This window comes from Kovacikia sp. CALU 1929, assembly GCF_056784235.1.
Genome location: NZ_JBXBCF010000074.1, coordinates 1 through 14447 on the forward strand (window position 1 = coordinate 1; position 14447 = coordinate 14447).

The 14447-nt window shown below is 49.3% G+C and carries 12 protein-coding genes and 2 pseudogenes; 8 read left to right on the forward strand and 6 right to left on the reverse strand.

Going from position 1 to position 14447, the window contains the following annotated elements:
- The 3 genes and pseudogenes from AC1S52_RS18200 to AC1S52_RS18210 form a co-directional block, all read left to right on the forward strand.
- Positions 1 to 116 (forward strand): annotated as a pseudogene (locus AC1S52_RS18200) (IS1 family transposase); the annotation flags it as partial.
- A gap of 154 nt (positions 117 to 270) precedes the next feature.
- Positions 271 to 1481: pseudogene (locus tag AC1S52_RS18205) on the forward strand (ISL3 family transposase).
- Positions 1482 to 1751: 270 nt separating this feature from the next.
- Positions 1752 to 1952 carry a hypothetical protein gene (locus AC1S52_RS18210; protein WP_482030461.1) on the forward strand — a complete coding sequence of 67 codons (201 nt, stop codon included), beginning with the start codon at positions 1752 to 1754 and terminating at the stop codon, positions 1950 to 1952.
- 173 nt (positions 1953 to 2125) lie between these two features.
- On the opposite strand, the gene AC1S52_RS18215 is transcribed toward AC1S52_RS18210, so the two are convergent.
- The 3 genes from AC1S52_RS18215 to AC1S52_RS18225 form a co-directional block, all read right to left on the reverse strand.
- On the reverse strand, positions 2126 to 2725 hold the full coding sequence (locus AC1S52_RS18215) for a hypothetical protein (RefSeq protein ID WP_482030462.1): 600 nt from the start codon (positions 2723 to 2725) through the stop codon (positions 2126 to 2128).
- Between the two features lie 519 nt (positions 2726 to 3244).
- A complete protein-coding gene (locus tag AC1S52_RS18220) occupies positions 3245 to 4252 on the reverse strand; it encodes a phosphoribulokinase (RefSeq protein WP_482030463.1) in 1008 nt (335 codons plus the stop codon).
- Between the two features lie 384 nt (positions 4253 to 4636).
- Positions 4637 to 4762 (reverse strand): hypothetical protein, encoded by a 126-nt coding sequence (locus AC1S52_RS18225; protein WP_482030464.1) that lies wholly within the window; start codon positions 4760 to 4762, stop codon positions 4637 to 4639.
- A 47-nt stretch (positions 4763 to 4809) separates the two neighbouring features.
- On the opposite strand from AC1S52_RS18225, the gene petH reads away from it, so the two are divergent.
- On the forward strand, positions 4810 to 6045 hold the full coding sequence (gene petH, locus AC1S52_RS18230) for a ferredoxin--NADP reductase (protein ID WP_482030465.1): 1236 nt from the start codon (positions 4810 to 4812) through the stop codon (positions 6043 to 6045).
- A 426-nt stretch (positions 6046 to 6471) separates the two neighbouring features.
- On the forward strand, positions 6472 to 8739 hold the full coding sequence (locus AC1S52_RS18235) for a protein kinase domain-containing protein (RefSeq protein ID WP_482030466.1): 2268 nt from the start codon (positions 6472 to 6474) through the stop codon (positions 8737 to 8739).
- A gap of 128 nt (positions 8740 to 8867) precedes the next feature.
- Here AC1S52_RS18235 and AC1S52_RS18240 read toward each other — a convergent pair whose 3' ends face one another.
- Positions 8868 to 10016 (reverse strand): AI-2E family transporter, encoded by a 1149-nt coding sequence (locus AC1S52_RS18240; RefSeq protein ID WP_482030467.1) that lies wholly within the window; start codon positions 10014 to 10016, stop codon positions 8868 to 8870.
- Between the two features lie 249 nt (positions 10017 to 10265).
- Between AC1S52_RS18240 and AC1S52_RS18245 the strand changes: the two genes are divergently transcribed.
- Complete coding sequence (locus tag AC1S52_RS18245) at positions 10266 to 10961, forward strand: hypothetical protein (protein ID WP_482030468.1); 696 nt, start codon at positions 10266 to 10268, stop codon at positions 10959 to 10961.
- 435 nt (positions 10962 to 11396) lie between these two features.
- Entirely contained in the window at positions 11397 to 11771 is a 375-nt protein-coding gene (locus tag AC1S52_RS18250) for a nuclear transport factor 2 family protein (protein WP_482030469.1), read from the forward strand.
- Here the strand turns inward: AC1S52_RS18250 and AC1S52_RS18255 are convergent, their stop codons facing one another.
- The gene (locus AC1S52_RS18255) at positions 11772 to 12347 is read right to left on the reverse strand and encodes a thioredoxin family protein (protein WP_482030470.1); all 576 of its coding nucleotides are present in this window, start codon (positions 12345 to 12347) and stop codon (positions 11772 to 11774) included.
- A 194-nt stretch (positions 12348 to 12541) separates the two neighbouring features.
- Between AC1S52_RS18255 and AC1S52_RS18260 the strand changes: the two genes are divergently transcribed.
- Positions 12542 to 12739 carry a hypothetical protein gene (locus tag AC1S52_RS18260; protein WP_482030471.1) on the forward strand — a complete coding sequence of 66 codons (198 nt, stop codon included), beginning with the start codon at positions 12542 to 12544 and terminating at the stop codon, positions 12737 to 12739.
- 136 nt (positions 12740 to 12875) lie between these two features.
- On the opposite strand, the gene codB is transcribed toward AC1S52_RS18260, so the two are convergent.
- Positions 12876 to 14168: a cytosine permease gene (gene codB, locus AC1S52_RS18265; protein ID WP_482030472.1), complete on the reverse strand. Its 1293-nt coding sequence runs from the start codon at positions 14166 to 14168 to the stop codon at positions 12876 to 12878.
- Between the last annotated feature and the right edge of the window lie 279 nt (positions 14169 to 14447).

Here is a 14447-nt window from a genome sequence, read left to right on the forward strand (position 1 = left end):
TTGCCCGGTTGCATCGCAAGACCTTGTGCTATTCCAAGTCCGTAGAAATGCTGAAGCACTCGATTCGCTTGCTACTACACTACCTCAAATTTGGTGATGTGCCCGTCCCGCAGTAAATCATATTTCTATTCAGCAACGCCGCCTTTTCAGCTTCAAGTTATCCTGCTAATCCCTTGCGCAGCCACTTCTCCTAAAGTTCTAAAGGGTTGAAAGAAACCTGGGTCTATCGGCTTTGGTATGCTAATGTAGCAACTTATACAGGACTGGGATATGCAGCTAGTTCTAACCGAGATACTAAACCTACCCGGAATCGAAGTTGAAGACTACACCGATATCGCAGGACAACTGATTCTAGAAGTTGAAGCAAGGACAACCGAAGCAATTTGTCCTCGTTGCCAACAAACAAGTCATCATTTACACCAGAATCATTGGCATCTAGCGCGAGATTTAAGCATCAGTGGCCGAAGCGTATTGCTCAAGATTAATCGCCGCCAGTTTAAGTGTCAAACTTGTGGTAAGCCATTCAGTGAGACGCTCGATTTCATCGGCAGTCGTCGCCAGCAAACTGATCGATTTGCTCAGTCAATTGTGCAACAGGTTTTGCACAGTGATATTCATAATGTTGCGATTGCGAATGATCTAACTGATGAAGAAGTATGGTCAATGGTGCAATATATCAGTAAAAAAACCTCAAAATCGATATGAGTTCCCTGAAACGGCTAGGGATAGACGAAATTGCCTTACGAAAAGGGCAAGGGGATTACATTGTCGTTTTAGTCGATCTAGATCGTCGGGTACCGTTGGGCTTTGCGCCTTCTCGAAAACAGGAAGATGTGAGGCAAGTGCTTGAGGGATGGGGAGAAGCTGTGTTGAACCAGATTGTTGAGGTGAGCATTGACCTATCTGGAAACTATAAAAGTTTGGTCAATAAATTGTTACCCAATGCAACGGTGGTCGCTGACCGATTCCATGTTATGAAGATTGTTAATCAGGACTTAGATACGGCTCGAAAAACTCTATGTCAAGCCAATGACCAGACAGTAAACCCAAGCGAGAAAGCCCGAATTGAAGCTGCGCTCAAGCAGAGTAAATATGCCTTACTCAAGCCGGAGGAGAATTTAACGCAGAGGCAAAAAGCCAAACTAGAAGAAATTCGAGAAGTGCTACCCACTCTGGCTCAAATGCATCAGCAGAAGGAAGCATTTAGAGCCATCTTCGAGCAAGCACAAGACTGGGAGGATGGAACTTTTCAACTGCTCGAGTGGCTAGCCCAAGCTCAGGGCACTTTTCAGGCAAGTGTCAGAACGATTTGTCGATGGTTTGGTGAAGTCACTGCCTATTTCGACAACCGCACAACCAGTGGTGCTGTGGAGGGCATTAACAATAAATTGAAGCTGATCAAGCGGTCTGGTTACGGGTTCAGAAACTTTGATAACTTTCAGTTACGCTGCTTAATCTGTTGGCATTTAGCTATTGATTAAGCATAACTTAGACGATAGAGCCCGAAAAGACGCACTGGTCTGAAAGCTGGGGCGATCGCTGGTGGAACGAAACCCCATCTCGCGCAGGGTGGTGCTGAATAGCAGGATGAATTGGAACGAAGTTTCAATTCATACAACTCCCAATTCATACCCAAAATCAGCAACGCTTCTCGCGCAGCGGTTACGGAATGAGATGGGTAGCATGGGGAACTACACCTTCATCTACCCTCCCACCCTTTCATCCATTCCCTCCTGATCAGGAGACATTGTATGACGGACAACAATTTCTCTAGCTTACAAGTGATTTTTGCTGTTGAGGCATCCCACGATTCGCCAGAACAGGCTGAACAAAAGATTCTTCCCCGCACTGCCTGGAGCAAGGAACTGGCATACCTGAAAGCAATCATGAAAGCCAAGCGATCGCTGGATCAGATTGAACAAGCCCATTCTGCATTGAAAAATGCCAGGTAATTACAGCTTAATTCTTTGACTGTTAGCTCAGGGAGCAAGCAGGTGGTCAATTGGACTGACATTCTCTGGATTATGCACCAAGATTTTTGTCTCACAAAAAAAGGCTTGGCGATCGCCAAGCCCTCTAAAAGCCGTTTGTCATGACAGCAATGAAAGTCAAACTAGCCTGAGCTTTAATCGAGGAAGCCCATCAGCGTAGTAGGGTCGTCAATTTCGTTGGAAGCGATGGGGCGATTCCCCGGTAAAAGTGAGGCTTCCAGGAGATGGGGGTCGCTGACCATAATGGGACGATCTCCAGGAAGTAAAGCCCCCTGAACTGAGTGGAACTCGCTGGCAAAGATGGGGCGATTGCCCGGAAGCATTTCAGCCACCTTAAGATGGCTAGCTGAAATTGGACGACCATTGAGATAGGAGCCGTAAATGTCTAAGTGACTGGCAGCGATCGGACGAACTCCAGCAACTGTAATAGTATCGGTCACTTCAATATCACTGGGCATGACTGGGCGGTTCCAAACGGTAAGGGACGATTGACGAAGCTGGATTGAGCCATCCTTATCGGATTCTGATTGAACTGGACGAGCAGTAATTTTAACAACATTATCGGTAGCCATAGTTTCTTCCTTGCTTACCTCTGAACTATCCGGGTTGACTACTGAGGTCTCAGCACTCGTCGCTGGCGCTTCAGTGCTTGCATTCGCCGTCTCCGAGGAAGACTTAGAGCTGCTCTTAGCTCTGCTGCGACCGTTTACCTTGGCGGTGCTGTTGGCAGTCATAGTAATTACCTTTGAATTTCAAATCTGGCTTAAAGCTTATCCGAAACCCTGCTGGATTAAGTGCCGGTTTTTTTGGGCAGTTAAGGCTTTCCGGATAGACTTTCATTCATTACGGCAGCAAATTCGAAGCCTGATCACTTCAGCCTATGTTTTTTTCAACCAAATCTTAAGGAAATATTATAAGCTGAAATGCCCTCCATTCACCTCGTAAATTGCAGACAAAACCTGCTGTTCCAATCGGAATATCTAATTAAAGTGATAAGAAGTCGGTGGGGAGGGGGGTGGCAGAGTTAAGATTTGAGCGTTCATAGGTAATAAATGATAATCGAAGAGTTTCGCCTTCTTACCCCTGACACACCCATCCAAAAAACGGTGTCAGGTGCCAGAGGGCACTGAACCAACCCCTGACACCTCTCCCTAACCCCTGTCACCTATTGAGACATTGCTGATTTTGGGTATGAATTGAGAGTTGTATGAATGAAACTTCGTTCCAATTCATACTTCTATTCAGCATCACGCCTATTGGACTTTAGCCGCAATCTGAGGCTGCTTTGCAGTTAGTCGCTCATAGGTTGCCCGCATCTTCAAACCTGTGAGAACCTGGAACAGACCCGTTCCATTATTAGAACCGGGATACTCACGGTGTTGCAGGAGCAATTCGGTTAACTCGCCGATATACTTGGCAGAAGTTTTGCTGAGGTGCCGCTCGATATAAATCACTTCTTCTAGTTTGTCAAACTGACCATCTACCTCCAGGACAGAAACACTGTGTTTGTAGTAGGTATCAGGACCGTAGTGCATCTTGATACCAGGGTAGGAGCAGGTTAGCTTCCGTCCACAGGGAATCCAGTCGATCGTGGAGCCTTCATCAAACAGGTAGGCAGGCTCAAACCCTTCCACTTCGTCCCGTTGAATCATTTGCACCCGCAGAACCTTGCGCTCTTTATCATCTTTAATCAGTTGGGTGGGTAACACCTGAAGCACAACATCAGCAAACTCTCTTTGAGGATCAATGTATGCCTTGAAATCTGGCTTACGGGAATTAATGGCTGCCAGCACATCTTCATAGCTATGACCCCGTTCTGCCATGTCCCGTTGAATTTTCCAGGCAATTTTGACCTCGTCACTGATGTCAAGGTAAACGCTGAAGTCAAGTAAGCTACGAACCCGCTCATCATACAGGGGGTGTAGCCCTTCAATCACGACAATATGATTTGGCTTAACCAGCTCAGGCGGGTCAATCATGCCAGTCTCGTGGTTATAAATAGGCTTATCAATGGTTTCACCATTTTTCAAGGCTTTGATCTGCTCGTACATCAGATCAAAGTTGTTTGCCTTCGGGTTAAGGGCCGTCACTCCCTGTTCTTTGCGCTGCTTGCGATCCAGGCTGTGATAGTCATCCAGGCAAATGACGGTGACAAAGTCTTCCCCAAATAAATCTGAAATTCGGCGTAAAAAAGTAGACTTGCCGCACCCGGAGTCTCCGGCGACGCCAATCAGAACCACGCGGTCTGGCTTACTGGTCATAGGTTTCCTCTAAACGAAAAAGATACTGCTAACTGTGTCTGGAGTAAGCTAAATTTGCGGTCTAAGGGCTATCTCGTTGGCTCAGGATGCAGTGCCCTTTACAGGACTTCACATCTCCTAATACCGTAAGCTCCCATGCAGAAAACCTGGGAGAGAGAGTCAACCAGGGCTGTTGCAGATCATACTTGCTCCTCTGCCAGATTCGACACTGGAGAGCGACCCTAGCTATCCAAGAATCGATCGCCGCAAGAACGCTGCCTTCTGCCAGTCAGGAAGAACTCCAGCCCTTCAGGTAAGTATTTAGTACTACCGTTGAAGTGATCTTACCAAAAACGGGATCTTCCCTACAAGCTTTGACCGTAAATGCCTGATCAAGATGCGGAATTAGGCGGCGATCGCCCTCGCCCCAAAAACTAAAACGGTCACAAACTTGACATTTTGATGGTGCCTTGACCAGCATGTTGTGTAGACCTGTGCTGTTGTATGGGTCAAATTAGGTAAAAGGGGCACCTTGCAGGACAATAGTAAGTTAGGTTAGGTCGGAGATTTGAGCACATATGTATAGTTCAAAAGCGGCAGGTGCCGCCAACACATCCTCAAGCGAACGTATGTACCGATTTGAACTCATCGGTATGCGTCAGAGTAATGAAACGGACTCTCTCAACTACTCTATTCGGACAAGTGGCAGCACGTACATCATTGCGCCCTACAGTCGTATGAGTGCAACTATGCGACGCATTAAAAGCTTGGGCGGCAAGATTGTTAGCATCCAACCACTGAATGCCGATCCCAAAATGAATGGGAACGTTACCTCAGAACAGAAACCTACGAGTGTTCCAGTAGAGACTGGACAGGGTAACCAAGCATCTGAGAAAAAGCCCATGACTCAAGCAAAGGAAAAGACCGATATTCCCGTGAATATCTACCGTCCGAATAATCCCTTTATTGGTCGAGTCATTTCGAATAAGGAACTGGTGAAAGCGGGTGGTATTGGCACCTGCCACCACGTCAAGTTTGATATTTCTGGTGGCGATCTGCGGTATTTGGAAGGTCAGAGCATCGGAATTATTCCACCTGGGGTAGATAAAAATGGTAAGCCTGAAAAGCTCCGTCTCTATTCCATTGGCTCCACCCGGCATGGGGATGACCTGGATGACAAAACCGTTTCGCTCTGTGTCCGCCAGCTAGAGTACAAGCACCCCGAAACTGGGGAAACAGTGTTTGGGGTTTGCTCGACCCATATTTGTAATTTGAAGCCCGGTGACGAAGTCAAAATTACCGGACCCACCGGCAAAGAAATGTTGCTCCCTCCCGATGAAGATGCCAACATCATCATGCTGGCAACCGGAACAGGAATTGCTCCTTTCCGAGCGTTCCTGTGGCGCATGTTCAAAGAAGGAGAACGGAAGCTCAATCCCGAATACCAGTTTAAGGGGCTTGCCTGGTTGATCTTTGGAGTTGCCACAACGCCTAATGTGCTCTACAAGGAAGAACTGGAAGAAATGCGAAAAGAGTATTCTGATCACTTCCGTCTTACTTATGCCATCAGCCGGGAACAGAAGAACCCAGAAGGTGGTCGGATGTATATCCAGCACCGGGTTGCGGAATATGCACCAGAACTGTGGCAACTGCTTCAAGATGAGAAGACCCACACCTACATCTGCGGGTTGAAGGGAATGGAAGACGGCATTGATGAAGCCTTTACGGCTGAAGCGGCTAAGTTCGGTGTTGAATGGAAAGAGTACCGTCAGGCAATGAAGAAGGCAGGTCGCTGGCACGTTGAAACGTACTAGTACTTTGCAGCGTAAGTTCGGCAACCATTCAGGGTGTTAGGTATCAGGTGCCAGGTACCAGGAACGGTAGCCAGATTTACGCCAAGCTCTACTAGTCGTCTAACCCATGCCGCTTAAAGGGTTGATGCGTTACGGCTGTGCCTAAAGCATCCTATGTTTAGTTACGCCCACTTAACTTAACGGTTTAATTGGTTTAATACCGATCTATCGGGTAGGCTTACTTAGCCTACCCGATTTTTGGTATAGCGGTCGCCATTAGGGGCAAGGCAAGTAGCGATCGCAAACTCCTGTCACAACGCCCTTTGCCCCACCAGTACCTGACACCCGAAACCTGTCACCTGCTATAGCTGGCTACTCGTTGCCAATCTTAACCAGCAAACTCTAGCAAATGCTTATGATAATATACTTGCCGTTTGCTCCCAGGTTATGAGCTATTGCCTCAACCCTAACTGTCGGAAGCCTCAGAATCCAGACACGATTGAGTCCTGTCGGAGCTGTGGAGCAAAACTGCTGTTGAAAGACCGATACCGCCCCATCAAGCCGATCGCCCAAGGGGGGTTTGGCAGAACGTTTCTGGCGATCGATGAAGATAAGCCCTCCAAACCCCGCTGTGTAATCAAGCAGTTTTTACCCAACTCACAGAGCACCCGCCACGTTAAAAAAGCGGCGGAGTTGTTTGAGCAGGAGGCTTTACGGCTGGAGGAGTTAGGCAGTCACCCGCAAATTCCGGCATTGCTGGCACATTTCAGCCAGGATCGGCGGCAATACCTGGTGCAGGAATACATCAATGGCAAAACGCTCTCAGCGCTACTGGACGAGCAAGGACCTTTCAACGAATCCCAGGTCTGGGAGGTTCTGACGAGCCTGTTGCCGGTGCTGGAGTTTGTTCACTCCCATGGCGTGATTCACCGAGATGTTAAGCCCAGCAATATTATTCTCACGCCGGGCAGTAAGGTGGGCAGTCGGGGGCGGGCTAACCAGACGGACTGGGCAGGTATGCTGCAGGCGCTCTCTGTGGAAACTGCCCAGGGTTTCCGAGACTCCATCACCAGCCAGCAAAGGTTTAGCGAGTTTCTCAGCCGGAGTCTGGCAAAACCGCCTAAAGATATGGCGATCGCGGATTATGGGCGCTGGCAGCAGATGTCTGCCATGTTTACCACCTACCCTGACCTAACCTACTCTCAACGCCAATTTCTGGTTGCCGATGCCAGCCGTCTGCTCTACGAAATGCGCCGCAAGTACGAGCAAAAAATGGGACGGGCTGCTGGTGGGCAGATGGTACTGGTTGATTTTGGGGCGGCAAAGGCGGCAGTGGGAACTGCTTTGATTAGAACGGGAACGGCGATTGGTAGTCCAGAATATCTGGCACCGGAGCAAGCCAGAGGCAGAGCCGTTTTTGCCAGTGACCTTTTCAGCCTGGGAGTTACCTGTATTCATTTGCTGACTGGGCGATCGCCCTTTGACCTGTTTGACACCAGCCACGATGCCTGGATCTGGCAACAATATCTGGTCAGCCCGATCAGTCAAAAACTGGGGAGGGTGCTGGAGCGGATGCTGGAGTCAGGACTGAGCCGCCGCTACCAGTCTGTGCCAGAGGTTCTGCAAGACCTGGAAGTTCAGTTGCCCTTGCCGTCGCCTTCTCCTCCACCCTTGAAACCATCGGTTGCCATCCGGCAGAAACACCATAGTCCTCCTGTGCCAACGCTTGTCCCGTCGGGTTCTGTGCGTCAGCCAACTCCCGCTGCCAAAGAACCGATTCCGAAGCAACCTGCCCCCAAAGTGTCACCCGGTTCAAAACGCCGCTCAAAAATAACCAGGACCCAGCCCCAAACCTGGCAATGTATACATCAGTTGACCACGGGGGGCAAGGTGTATGCGATCGCCCTCTGCCCTTCCACCTCTATCCTTGCCCATACCAGCGGTACCACCCTCAAGCTCTGGGATATGCAAACCGCTCAGCCCATTCGTCCCCTCACCGGGCACCTGGATCTAATTTATTCCCTGGTTGCCAGTCCCGATGGTTCCCTATTAATTAGCGGCAGTGCCGACAAAAGCATCCGGCTCTGGGATCCCCATACTGGGCAGCGATTGGGCACCCTTAATCTGCATACGGATACGGTCTTGAGCCTTGCCCTTAGCCCCGATGGGCGGTTGCTTGCCAGCGGTAGCCTGTATGACCCAATCAGGCTGTGGGATCTGGACAACCAGCGAGAGAAGGGGACACTAACTGGGCATCCCGGTCGGGTAGAAGTGTTGGCATTCAACCCTGATGGCACCATCCTCGTCAGTGCCGGAGGCGATGCCCTAATTAGCTTATGGGATATGGGTAGTGGGCAAATGCTGCGATCGCTCAAAGGACACGACCAGGGGATCGCTTCCCTGGCATTTAGTCCAGATGGAAAGACCCTTGCCACTGGCAGTTGGGATGGCGGTGTCAGGTTGTGGAGCACTCAAACCTGGCGAGAAAAGCGAGTAATTCTCCCAGAGTCCGGTCGGATCAGCGCTCTAGCGTTTAGCCCAGATGGGAAACTGTTGGCAATTGGGAGCGATCGCCTTCAGTTGTGGAATCCACGCACGGGCAAAGAAATTTTCACCTTTAGCGGACAGGGTTCCATCTCTGCCATTGTCTTTCATACCAACGGCACATCCCTTGCCAGCGCCAGTTGGGACGGTACAATCAGAACCTGGGGATAGCTGAGGAACGGGAATTACAGCTATTTTCAGATGAGTAAACCACAATTGCGTGTGGATGGGTGGCTTATGCAAAGGAAAACGGCTAAACCCGCCCGTACAGTCTGTGAAGTTGAATCCAGAATCCAGAATTATGAAACCCCCGACTGAGTTACCTTTGGGTTGCTTTTTTCCAGGCTGGGACCCTCATCAGCAGTGGTCGATTGTTCAACAGGAGCCTGCGCCAATGACACCGTTGAAAAACTAAGCCCTTGGGATCGAATAGTATCAAACGTCCCTTTGATAAAGCTGGCAACCGGAACGGTCACAATCAAGCCCACTACGCCTCCCAGCTTGACACCAATAAACAGGGAAATTAGCATCCAGGTAGGATTTAGCCCAATCAGGTCGCCTACAATCCGAGGTGCGATCGCATTCTCGCTGATTTGAGTAATGACGATCGTCACCGCCAGTACCTTTGCACCCAACCAGAAATTTTGCAGGGCAACCAGCAAACTAACCACAATAATGGTCGTCAATCCCCCAAAGGGGATAATACTGCCAATCCCAATCATGAAGCCAAATAACAGTGCTAAAGGCGTTCCCAAAATGAATAGCGCTGTTGACTGAATAATTGCCAGGATCGATGCCATTGTGACCTGACCCACAATGTAGCGCTCAAAATTCTGGGGCAGGTACAGCCGCACTCGACTGCTCCAGTCTGTAGGTAGCCAGCCCAAAATGCCTTGCCACAAGCTTTCGCCCCGCAGCACCAGAAAGACCGCAAACACAATCGTCAGGAAAACGTTGACAATACTGCCGATCGCACTGAATGCCAGACTGATGATCTCTCGCGTCAGCGATCGCAGCACACTGGTCAATCGTTCAATTAATTGGTTGATCGTGGCACGCAGATCAATGGGTAGTTGCTGTGCCACTGCCCAATCTTCCAGGCTAGTCAACTGTTGCTGCCCTGAGCGCAACCAATCTGGTAGGCGAATAATTAATTCATTTGCCTGTTGCAAAATCAGAGGAGCCAGCACCAGTACCAGGACAGCCAGAATCAACAGTGCCACCAGCAACACAATGCCAACTGAAAAGCTCCGCCGCAGCCCAAGCTGCTGAAGGAAGCGAATGGGATAATCCAACAAAAATGCGATCAGAGTCGCCACAATCAAAATACTGACTAACGGCTGAAGCTGTTCAACCAGTACCAGCAACAGCCAGAGATTCAGGAAAATAATTGGAAACGTTAGCCCAATTGAGAATTGGCGAGGAAGTTTGCTAAGAGATTCAAACATAGAGTCGCCAAAGGGGGGGAAAGTGGCAACGATGAGTTACGTTAAACACTCCCATTCTAAACGCAGATGGTAAAGCGCTGTTTTGTTTTAGGGGTCAGTCAACTTCTGCCATACGGAAATCCGTACCGATGGCATAAAGCTGGGCTATCGCTTTGGGAGCACGGGTATTGTTAAGCTAGTAGCAGGATTACCTTAAGTGCGTTCATCCTCAGTATTTCTGCTTAACTTATTAACTAATTTCAACCACCCATGAAGGGATTCTTTTCTCTCGCCCCGATCCTGACGCGCAAGCAGGAAATGCTCGATCTTCAGGATTTAGATGGTGCCTGGAAAATTGGCTGGCAGGTTGGCGATCGCCAGTTTTCAGCCGTTTACACCCGTATCGATCAGGTCTTTGTGATTTGGGGACTGATGGCAGTTCTGATGTTTTCTGTGGCACAGGTAATACCCCTGAGTTGGGGTGTGCAGGCAATTATCTGGTCGGCATTAACGGCGATTGGGGTCATTTGCATGGTGGGTTTGACCACATTTTGGGCACGGGTCGAGCGGCTAATGTGGCTGGTTTATTGCTGGGCAACCCTGATGCTGGGTGGAGTTGTGTTGACGGATCTGGGTATCTTTCTAGGCTGGGGAACCGTGCTGGCCAGTCTGTGTCCGCTCTGGCTAGGCTTGAGTGCGATCGGCTATTTTTGCACGGGTTTTGGGCTGCAATCCCGTACCTTCGTGCTGCTGGGCATAATTCATCTCGCGAGTGCCTGGTATGTCCAGAACCTGGTTGCATGGCAGTTTTTAGTAACCGGGTTTGTAATTGGTGGCAGCTTACTGTTTTTGGCACAGGTGCAGTGGGATATGCGACCACCGATTGACTACGCTTTGCTGGCCGTTGAGCAGCAAGAGTTCAATCAGCGCCAACATCAATTACGGATGACCGAGCGCACACGCTGATGTCTTCTCTCGCCAGTAGAGTGTAACGAACCATCAACCTCTTTCTTAAGAAGCGTTGCCTTCTACCCTTAGACAGTGAAGCTTTTCAGGTTTGCCGAATATTATGGACTCATAAGATAAACGCACTGAATGGATGTTTTGCCGCTGTGATCCAGCATCTTCTCTCGAAAGAGAGCGACGGTAGGGAGAAGAGCAGTGCTGATAAAATGGCAGACGGTTGTGGAGTTTTTGTCGCTTCCTCCACTTTGTTCCTACCAAGGAAAGGTTAAATCCTTTACCAGAGCGGTCTGAGGTGGGAAACGTCTGGGTTCGATATATACAGAACTGGGGCTTGAGCTGCATTTTGTCAGTTTAAGCCCTGTATTTTTTGCAAAGGAATTATTCTCGAAGGAATCATTACTTCTGGAAAATCATCAGGTTTTTGAGGAAATGAAAATGCCACCAGAGCAGATTAGGGCAGCCATTAGGCAGGCAGGCGAAGCCTGGGTCAGGGGTGATGCAGACAGGTTTGCCACTCTGTTTCTACCCGATGGTGAATTTATTGTGCCCGGTCATCGTTGGCAAGGGCAGCAGGCAATTCATGATGTCATGACGGAGTTTACCGCTACCCACTGCGATGTCAGGGTTGATATTCGTCGAATTTTAGTTGAGGGCAATCGTGCGGTTGTAGAGTGGTTTTGGGAAGAAACGGAGACTCAAACCGGAAAACGGACTCAGGCGGAAGATGCGATCGCGGTAGATTTCGAGCAGGGGCAGATCCGACGCTGGCGTGAGTACATTGATGCTGAGTCTCCCAAAGCCAGACGTTAATTAATAACCTGGCTCATTCCCCGATTTCCATTTGATATTGCAGCCAATACTGGGTTTTTGGTCAGCCGAAATGGGCTGTCCTGCCAGGGCAAGATCGATCGCCCCCCGCAAATCTTTTCCAGTTACGGGCAACCCATTACCGGGTCGGCTATCGTCCAGTTGCCCCCGGTAGACCAGTTTGCGATCGCGATCAAACAGGAAAAAGTCTGGCGTACAGGCGGCAGTGTAAGCTTTTGCCACCTCCTGGCTTTCGTCGTAGCAGAAAGGAAAGGTGAACCCAAGGGCGATCGCCATTTCCTTTAACTGTTCAGGGGCATCCCCCGGATAATTGGCAACATCATTTGCACTGATGGCAACAATGCCCAGATCGCTTTCCTGATAGTCTTTGCCAATCTTTGCCAGTTCCTCTTTGACATGCTTGACATAAGGACAGTGCTGGCAAATAAACATAACCAGTAATGCCTGTTGATCAGCAAAACTTGCGAGAGAAACGGACTTACCAGCCACTACATCCGGCAATGAAAAATCTGGCGCAGAAGTTCCCAGCGCCAGCATGGTTGAAGGAGTCAGTGCCATAGGAATGATTGAGGGTATAGGGGTACAGGCTATAGGGTACAGCGAAATTAGTTGTTAGGGATTAGTGGTTAGTTGTTAGATAATGCGATGTGCAACTTTGCTGAAATGCCTGCAAGAACTGCCCACCCTTCGGGAAGCAAGCCACATCCTAGCCCTCTCCCGATGGGGCTATCCTTTAGGCAGAAGTCTCTGAAATGGTTGAGGTCGTGAAGTTTGACCCAATGGTTGAGCAGGGCAACAGCAAAGATCTAGGGGCGGCAGGAGCCGCAAAATCGGGGGAACTGTCCCCCGTACCCCCTGCTGAGGGACGGTTGCGTCCCCCAGACCCCCTCCAAAAAGGGTTGATCGGTCAGAGTGTTAGCATCCGAAAGGTTATCTACATCACGTGTTGAGTGGGTTTTGCGTAATGGATAGCCCGATGGGGGAGGGGACAGGAAATGTCTGAAAGCCCTTCTCCTGGAGGAGAAGGGTGGGGATCTAGCTTGCTTCCCGTAGGGTGGGCACATTAGTTGCCCATCCCGTTAGTAGCTACTTGATCACCTTTGACAGAATTACATACATTAGCCCAGCCACAATGACTCCATTCAGAGGAGCAATGTCGAAGAGAGGAATACCGGTTGGGAAATTGGCAGAAACATAAGCAACGATGGAAGCGATCGCGTAGGAGACAACACCTGCCCAGTTGAATGCAGGTTGCGGCTCTGAAAGTGACGGAAAAGCACCCCTATGCTTAAGCCAGAAGTCTGCCATGATGATGCCGCCAACCGGGGGGATGACTGAGCCGAGAAAAATAAGATAATCCACCAACATTTCGTAGATGCCACCCCATGCCAGAAACAGAGCGATGGTGGCACCCGCCAATACAAAGAGAGACCGCTTGCGGGTGCGAAACATATGACAGCCCGCGATCGCAAAGGCATAAATGGTATTGTCCTGAGTCGTCCAGATGTTAAGCAACAGGAGCAAAAAACCACCCATCAAAATGCCCTGGGTTGCCATTACTTCGACAATGTCCTGATTACCGTACACCAGAGTATTGAAAGCTCCAGCAAACACCATTAACCCATTGATCAGGAAGAAAGCCAGAAATGTACCGCCGATCGCCGCCCTTGGCGAACTGGCGAAGCGGCTCCAGTTAGTTGCCTGCGTGCCGCCAGAAACAAAGGTTGCCACGATCGTGGTCAGAGCAGCCCCAACCGTCATTTGAGTTGTTGGTTCAATTGCCTCTAAACCTTCTAAACCTCCCACCTTACCCGTTGCAAGGATCAAACTCCAAAAAATCAGGATCAGCATTAGTGGTACAGACAGGCGACTGAGCCAATCCATTGCCCGGTAGCCAATATAAGCAGTAGAGCAAAAGGCATAGGTGAAAAATAGGACAAGTAACCAGTTCCAGGAAGGGGGAATTTGCAGCAGTTTACCAACGACTTCGGCAATCACGGCAGAGGCAACGGCATACCAGCCGATCTGAGTAAATCCAAGAATAAAATCAACCCACTTAGAGCCAAAGTTACCAAAGCTAAAGCGTGCCATCAGCACGGTAGACAAACCACTCTTATAGGCAATATAGCCAAGCGCTGAACAATACACACCCAAAATCAGGTTTCCCACCACAATCAGCGCTAGCAGGTCAGGGAAAAACTTGAAAGCAGGACCCAGTTTTCCGCCTGCAAACAGCGTGGTTGAGGTTAGAGTAAAACCCATTAGGAGGGGAGCCAGTGACCAGATTGGTTTACGAGCACTCTGGGGAACTGAACTAAGTGGATAATCGTCCTCAACGATGTCGTGGCTCTCCAAACTTGGCTCTGTTGTAGAACTCATAATATTTGAGGAAAATAATTGATTTGTCCACTGTATAGTCCCAAAGAAAAAATTAAACAGTATTTCAAATGACATCTGATTTATTAATCAACTGGACGAAATTCTCGATTAAGTGTAGGGCGCTTTGGTGTAGCCAGAGAGGGATCTCCAGGCTTATGCTTGCCACTGGTCTTAGTTCCTTTGAGTGTTGCGATCGCGTCTTTGCCATCCCAACAGTCAAGCAATCGAGATTGTAATTGTTTGGAAAAATCTCTCTTAAAGAGGGGAGCGAAATCTGTC

Coding starts and splice junctions, on each gene's coding strand:
- AC1S52_RS18210 (WP_482030461.1), top strand. CDS start 1,752: ATGACGGACAACAATTTCTCTAGCTTACAAGTGATTTTTGCTGTTGAG.
- AC1S52_RS18215 (WP_482030462.1), bottom strand. CDS start 2,725: ATGACTGCCAACAGCACCGCCAAGGTAAACGGTCGCAGCAGAGCTAAG.
- AC1S52_RS18220 (WP_482030463.1), bottom strand. CDS start 4,252: ATGACCAGTAAGCCAGACCGCGTGGTTCTGATTGGCGTCGCCGGAGAC.
- petH (WP_482030465.1), top strand. CDS start 4,810: ATGTATAGTTCAAAAGCGGCAGGTGCCGCCAACACATCCTCAAGCGAA.
- AC1S52_RS18235 (WP_482030466.1), top strand. CDS start 6,472: ATGAGCTATTGCCTCAACCCTAACTGTCGGAAGCCTCAGAATCCAGAC.
- AC1S52_RS18240 (WP_482030467.1), bottom strand. CDS start 10,016: ATGTTTGAATCTCTTAGCAAACTTCCTCGCCAATTCTCAATTGGGCTA.
- AC1S52_RS18245 (WP_482030468.1), top strand. CDS start 10,266: ATGAAGGGATTCTTTTCTCTCGCCCCGATCCTGACGCGCAAGCAGGAA.
- AC1S52_RS18250 (WP_482030469.1), top strand. CDS start 11,397: ATGCCACCAGAGCAGATTAGGGCAGCCATTAGGCAGGCAGGCGAAGCC.
- AC1S52_RS18255 (WP_482030470.1), bottom strand. CDS start 12,347: ATGGCACTGACTCCTTCAACCATGCTGGCGCTGGGAACTTCTGCGCCA.
- AC1S52_RS18260 (WP_482030471.1), top strand. CDS start 12,542: ATGGTTGAGGTCGTGAAGTTTGACCCAATGGTTGAGCAGGGCAACAGC.
- codB (WP_482030472.1), bottom strand. CDS start 14,168: ATGAGTTCTACAACAGAGCCAAGTTTGGAGAGCCACGACATCGTTGAG.